The sequence below is a fragment of the Thermostichus sp. OS-CIW-33 genome, from assembly GCF_054059615.1.
In genome coordinates, this window is the sequence record NZ_JBSSCH010000038.1 from 1 (window position 1) to 6,003 (window position 6,003).

At 59.0% G+C, this 6,003-nt stretch carries 5 protein-coding genes; 2 read left to right on the forward strand and 3 right to left on the reverse strand.

Going from position 1 to position 6,003, the window contains the following annotated elements:
• Positions 1-129: 129 nt before the first annotated feature.
• Positions 130-786, reverse strand: a complete 657-nt coding sequence (locus ACVWZG_RS13720) for a chromophore lyase CpcT/CpeT (RefSeq protein ID WP_011432661.1) — start codon at positions 784-786, stop codon at positions 130-132.
• A 416-nt stretch (positions 787-1,202) separates the two neighbouring features.
• Here ACVWZG_RS13720 and rlmN point away from each other — a divergent pair, with 416 nt between their 5' ends.
• A complete protein-coding gene (gene rlmN, locus ACVWZG_RS13725; protein ID WP_457392412.1) occupies positions 1,203-2,300 on the forward strand; it encodes a 23S rRNA (adenine(2503)-C(2))-methyltransferase RlmN in 1,098 nt (365 codons plus the stop codon).
• Here the strand turns inward: rlmN and ACVWZG_RS13730 are convergent.
• Both ACVWZG_RS13730 and ACVWZG_RS13735 read right to left on the reverse strand, forming a co-directional pair.
• On the reverse strand, positions 2,274-4,076 hold the full coding sequence (locus tag ACVWZG_RS13730; protein WP_457407493.1) for an aminopeptidase P family protein: 1,803 nt from the start codon (positions 4,074-4,076) through the stop codon (positions 2,274-2,276). The two genes, rlmN and ACVWZG_RS13730, sit on opposite strands and share 27 nt — an antisense overlap.
• A 157-nt stretch (positions 4,077-4,233) precedes the next feature.
• Complete coding sequence (locus ACVWZG_RS13735; protein WP_011432658.1) at positions 4,234-4,608, reverse strand: rhodanese-like domain-containing protein; 375 nt, start codon at positions 4,606-4,608, stop codon at positions 4,234-4,236.
• A 120-nt stretch (positions 4,609-4,728) separates the two neighbouring features.
• Between ACVWZG_RS13735 and ACVWZG_RS13740 the strand changes: the two genes are divergently transcribed.
• Positions 4,729-5,643: a hypothetical protein gene (locus ACVWZG_RS13740; protein ID WP_457407491.1), complete on the forward strand. Its 915-nt coding sequence runs from the start codon at positions 4,729-4,731 to the stop codon at positions 5,641-5,643.
• Positions 5,644-6,003: the final 360 nt, after the last annotated feature.

Here is a 6,003-nt window from a genome sequence, read left to right on the forward strand (position 1 = left end):
GTCAGGACTTGGGTCATGGTTCTATCGTAACTTCCGCATTCCTCCCGACACTGACCCTACGGGTACAGTGCGGGGCTCCTGCGATTTCTAGCTGACGACGCGAACGGGATCCCCAGCGCCCGCAGCTGCTCAACCAGTTGCTCCAACAGCCTCATGGTTCAGCACTTCAGCCCACTGCGGTAGGTACTGGGAAAAATCTTGCTTTTTGACAAACCGAAAAGGCCCGGATAGGGATCCCCAGATCACTTGATCGGTCTCCGGATCCCGACCTTGATCCAAGCTGTGAAAGTAGTCGGCTCCGATCTCAAACTCGCTGTACAAATAGGTGGTTCTGCCTTTGCGTTCAACAATACAGCCTTTGCCGGGCAGGCTGCGGCCCCGATAGCAGGATCCCGTCCATTCCACCTGGGTGACACAGCCGGGCAAGAGTTCCAACTCCGCTGCTGTCAGACCGGCCAATTTCCCCTTCGCGTAAGCGTTGCTTAGCAACAACTCCCGACCGGCGCACCTGTAGGAGTCAGGAGCTGTCAGAGCATAGTTTTGAATCCGGATCCCATCTGGAGTATCGAAGAGGTGGATCACCCGCTGTCGGTAAGGCTGCTCAGGATAAATGTCGTACAGTTGCTCCACGTAAAACCCCACCCCCTGCAACACCGACCAAGGCAAGGGGCATTGGTACACATGAATGTTGGCAAACCAGACGGGCTCTGCAATCGCCTGTTGTAGGTTGTTGAAGTGCCCTGCCATCCAGGTGGCCAGTTGAGCCAGTTGTGGGGAAACAGACATAGGTTCAGATGGATTCAATGGATTGAAATCGAGAAGATTCAGATCGAGCGCTCCTGATCCTGCAGACTTTGTCCAACTGTCAGGGACTCCGTCCCGATGGCGCACTCCATAACACACTCTACAAAACTACACCAGGGAATAGCTTGGTAGCCCTGTACTTGAGTGCGGGGTGGAAAAGCCCTTGGGCAACTTGATTTAAGGGAATTTAAGGGATTTAAGAGAGCATTGTTGCTTACCGTCACCCGCCCTGTCTCTGGCGGAGTTGTTGCCATGGGCAGGGGAACCGCAACCCTGTGGCGACGAGGCCGTTCGCGCCACTCGGACGGAGTTCTTGAAGGGGATTGGGTTGCAGGGACAGGCTAGAGTAGAGGAGCCGGACTCCTGTGCCTCTTGAGATCTCGTCTAAGGTGGTATTGATGTCGGCCCTACCCATTCCGCTGCTGGGGCAGTCCTTGTCTGCTCTGAAAGACTGGGCAGTTGCCCAAGGACAGCCGGCCTATCGCGGGCAACAACTGCATGCTTGGATCTACCAAAAAGGGATCCGCTCCCTGGAACAGGTGACGGTGTTTCCTAGGGCTTGGCGAGAGGCGGTGCAAAGCTACCCAGTGGGACGCTCGCGCATTGTGCAGCGGACAGAGGCCCGCGATGGTACTGTGAAGTTTCTGCTGGGGTTGGCGGATGGGCAGTTGATCGAAACGGTAGGGATCCCAACGGCCAAGCGTCTGACGGTCTGCGTCTCTTCTCAGGTGGGCTGCCCTATGGCCTGCGATTTCTGTGCCACCGGCAAGATGGGCTACCGACGCAACCTAGAGCTGCACGAGATTTTGGATCAGGTGTTGACGGTGCAGGAAGATTTTGGCCGTCGCGTCAGCCACGTGGTCTTTATGGGCATGGGGGAACCTCTGCTCAACCGCGATACGGTGGTGCAAGCCATCCGTAGCCTGAATCGAGATATCGGCATCGGCCAACGGCACATCACCCTCTCGACGGTGGGGGTACCCCGGCAAATTGCCTGGCTGGCGCAGCAGGATCTGCAAATCACCCTGGCCGTCAGCTTGCATGCTCCCAATCAAAATCTGCGGCAGCAGTTGATCCCCTCGGCAGCCCACTACCCTCTGGATGCTCTGATCCAGGATTGCCGCGACTACATGCTGCGCACCGGGCGGCGAGTCAGTTTTGAATATACCCTGCTATCGGGGGTCAACGACCTGCCCATTCATGCCCGCCAACTGGCGCAATTGCTGCAGCAGGCCAGCCGGTCAGGGGTGCAACTGCACGTGAACCTGATCCCTTACAACCCTATCTCTGGAGCCGACTATCAACGCCCCCACCCGACACGGGTCAGAGAGTTCGTCCGCCAGCTCGAACAGCACCAAGTGCGGGCCACTGTGCGCCAAACCCGTGGCTTGGATGGCAATGCCGCATGTGGTCAACTGCAGGGATCCTTCCTGCGCTCTTTGCCAGGGCGCAACGCTTTTGCGAGTACATCAGCTCAGTCCGCAGGCGCGTCGTAACCAGGCGGCATCCTGTTCTGGCAAGGTGGCGTGGTGCATGGCGTAAACCTGCCGGTGATACTCGTCCAGCCAGGCTCGCTGCGCCTCGTTCAACAGTTCCCAATCGATTAAGCGCCCATCAAAAGGGATCCAAGTTAGGGAGCGAAAGCCCATCCAGCCCTCGGGCTCGGGAATCGCAATCACCTCGTAGAGGTTCTCCAGGCGGATCCCACCCCATCCCGGCTGGTAGTAGCCCGGCTCGATGCTGTTGATCATGCCCACTTTGAGAGGGGTGCTGGCGCGGCGGTGGATCCCGTTGGGCCCCTCGTGGACATTCAAAAAGGCGCCGACACCGTGGCCGGTGCCATGGCCATAGTCCAGCCCGGCCTGCCAAAGGGTAGAGCGGGCGATCCCATCCAACGAGACTCCATAGGTGTCGGGGGGGAAGATCTGGCGGGCGCATTGAATGTGGGCCTTGAGCACCTCGGTATAGCGCCGCTTGCACAAGGGATCCGCGGGTTGCGGGCCAATCCAAACGGTGCGGGTATCGTCGGTGGTGCCCCCCAAGTAGTGGGATCCGGAGTCCAACAAAAACAGTTCGCCCGGCTGCAGCAGCTTTTGGGGATCCGGAGTGCTGTAGTGGATGATGGAGCTGTTGGCGCCGGCGCCGGCAATGGTGTTAAAGCTCAGGCCCACCCACTCCCCTTCCTCCCGGTAATGGGCCTCCATGATGGCGGCCACATCGGCTTCGCTGATGGGGATCCCCTGTTGGATTTGCCGGTCGATCCAGGCCAGGGTACGGATCTTGGCCCGGCTGGCTTTGCGGTTGGCCAGGCGCATCTGTTCCAGCTCGGTGGGGTTTTTCACGGCCTTGAGGGCTTCTACTGGGTGCTCCAGCTCGCGGCAGCTCGCATCCTGCAGCAGCTCTTGAGTGCCCTGGGTGGTCTGCTTGGGATCCAAGCCCACCGGCGCGTAGCTCTTGGCCCATTGGGGCAGTTGTTCGTTGTAGGTCTCATAAGGCCAGAGTTCCACCCCGGCTTCTGCCAGAAGTTGCCGAGATGGGGGGCTGAGCCGCTCCAGATCCGTGAATAGAGCCGCTCTATCTGGGCTGACCAAAGCATAGGCCCAAAACACCGGGTTGTAGGGGATGTCGGATCCCCGCAGGTTAAACAGCCAGGCCACCTGATCCAATTTGGTCAGGGGCAACAGTCCCACCCGCTTGCGGCGCATCTCCTGCCGGACTTGGGCCAGCTTTTCTGCAGGGGTGGCCCCGCTTAGGTGGGTGGGTACCGAGTCAATGGGCCGGTCAAAGGGAGCGACAGGAGCGGATCCCTGAGCCAGCTTATCCACCAAGTTTTCCATGACCGGGATCAAGAGCACCCCTCCCGCTTGGGCATGGGCCTGCAACTGGCGATAGGTGGCCACCGCCACCGTAAAGGGATCCACCCCCAGGCGAAAGCCAGATCCCAGCTCTTCCACAATCTCCATCAGGCTGGGCTGATTCGGCAGACCTCCTTTGATCACTGTCAATAGATTGGGATCCACCTCCCGCTCCGCCTGTTCGTGATAGCGGGGATCTACCCACAGCCAAGCCCTGTCCCGGGTGATCAAGGCATCCCCCACCGAGCCGGTAAAGCCTGTGATCCACTGACGCCGCTTGCGATGTTCCGGCAAATACTCATTGAGATGCTCATCAGCAGAGGGAACCCAAAAGCCATCCAGATCTTGTTCTCGCAGAAGCTGGCGCAACTGCTGCAAACGGGCAGCAACATCCAGGCGGGGCAGGGTTTGGAGCATGGCAGAGGGGTAAAGCTAAACGGCCAGGCTATCGCCATTCTAAACAAGGTTGGGCCGCCCCCACTTCCCGCCTTCAGTGGTCGGCCATTTCAGATAGCAGCCAGATAGCAGCCAATACCTCCCTCTTCCTATGGGTGAGGGAAGAAATCCGCCAGCTCTAGCGCTCCTCAGGAAAACCCGCTTCCCGCCAAGCCCGCATGCCCCCATCCATCGAGATCACCCGACGATAGCCCATTTTCTGTAGATTATCGGCTGCCAACGCCGAACGAAACCCGCCGCCGCAGTACAGGACGATCTCCGCTTCTTTGTCGGGGATCACCCTCTCGATGTCCCGCTCAATGATCCCTTTGCTCAAGTGGATGGCTCCGGCAGCGTGGCCGGCTTGCCACTCCGACTCTTCCCGCACATCCACAAAATAGAAGGGATCCCCTTGCAGTTGTTTTTGCCTGACCTGCTCGACTGTCAGTTCTTGGATGCGGCTTTTGGCCTCGTTGACCAGGGCCAAGAAAGCTGGAGAGTGCTGGGGAGCCATGGAGAACAGGCGCTATGAGCCAAAGCTTATTCCAATCGATCTTATCTGGTCTGGACTTTGGGATCCCAACTGCCCTAAGGCTAGACTGGGATCCAGATTTGCCGGCTGGAGGCCCATGGCTTGAAATCCCGATCTAACTTTCCGCAACTGCTTTGGCCCCTTGCTCTGGCCGTGAGCTGGAGCGTCCCCCTTGGATTGACAGCCGGTCACGTCAGCCGGACGGAGTCCTCGGCTTGGGCCCAAGCTGCCCCGATGCCCCTAGAAAGTGGGATCCAGCGGCAAGTTTCCAGCCCACCGCCAGCCGCCCTGGTGGAGTGGCTAAGCCAGCAGGTGGCCGCCGCCAACCGGCGGGATTTGCCAGGGGTGATGGCCGGCTACAGCCCCGACTTCCGCCACCGAGATGGGCTGGACCGGGAAGAGGTGGAAGGTGCCATCCGCAAGCTGTGGAGCTCTCATCCCAAGCTCACCTATTCGGCCCAGATCCTCTCCTGGCGGCAGGTGGGCCCTGAGATTGTTGCGGATATTCTCAGCCAAGTAGAGGGATCCCAATCCTCGGTGCGGGGGGACTTTCAGGTAGAAGCCTCTGCCCTGGTGCGCAATCGCTATCGCCCGGATCCAGCCAATCCCGGACAACTGCTGTTGATTGACCAAGAAGTGCTGCGGGAGGCCAGCACCCTCACCTCTGGATCTGCCCCTCCCACCGTCACCTTGAACCTGCCGGAGGTGGTCAAACCGGGATCCACCTATTCGCTGCAGGCGATTGTGGCAGAGCCTCTCACCCACTCTTTGCTGTTGGGCGCCGTTGCCGAACAACCCGTTGCCGGGGCGGGCTACCCAGAGGTGACCTCGTTTGCTCTCGAACCTCTACAGGCCGGAGGGATCTTCCTACAGGCAGATGCTCCGCAAGAACCCCGTTCTGAGTGGATTTCTGTGATGTTGGTTAACCAAACCGGCATCACGCTGGAGAGTCGGCGTCTTATCGTCAGCGATCGCTTGGCTCTGGAGGGATCCCTGGCCATCCCCACCGTCCCTTAGGAAATCTTCAGGATGATGAGGAATGGCTCTGGGGTAATCTGGACAGGCAGTTGAGCTTGTTAAGATGGGAAACTATGCGCCCCTCAGCTTGTTTGCTTTCTGGTGCTGGCCCTATTTTTGAGCGGTTGCGATAGCGGCGACTCCCTTGGTGCTCCGGTGGTGGATCGCCCCACTCCTGCCAGCAATTGACCGAACAATCCCGAGGGGTCTCGAAAGGTTGGGTCGAGGTGTCTTAAAAGGACCCAACCTCAAGAAACATTGGCATCTTCAGCTAGAAATCGCAGGAGCCCCGCACTGTACCCGTAGGGTCGGTGTCGGGAGGAATGCGCTTTGATGAAGTACAATGAACTTATGAGCCAA

Coding starts and splice junctions, on each gene's coding strand:
- ACVWZG_RS13720 (WP_011432661.1), bottom strand. CDS start 786: ATGTCTGTTTCCCCACAACTGGCTCAACTGGCCACCTGGATGGCAGGG.
- rlmN (WP_457392412.1), top strand. CDS start 1,203: ATGTCGGCCCTACCCATTCCGCTGCTGGGGCAGTCCTTGTCTGCTCTG.
- ACVWZG_RS13730 (WP_457407493.1), bottom strand. CDS start 4,076: ATGCTCCAAACCCTGCCCCGCCTGGATGTTGCTGCCCGTTTGCAGCAG.
- ACVWZG_RS13735 (WP_011432658.1), bottom strand. CDS start 4,608: ATGGCTCCCCAGCACTCTCCAGCTTTCTTGGCCCTGGTCAACGAGGCC.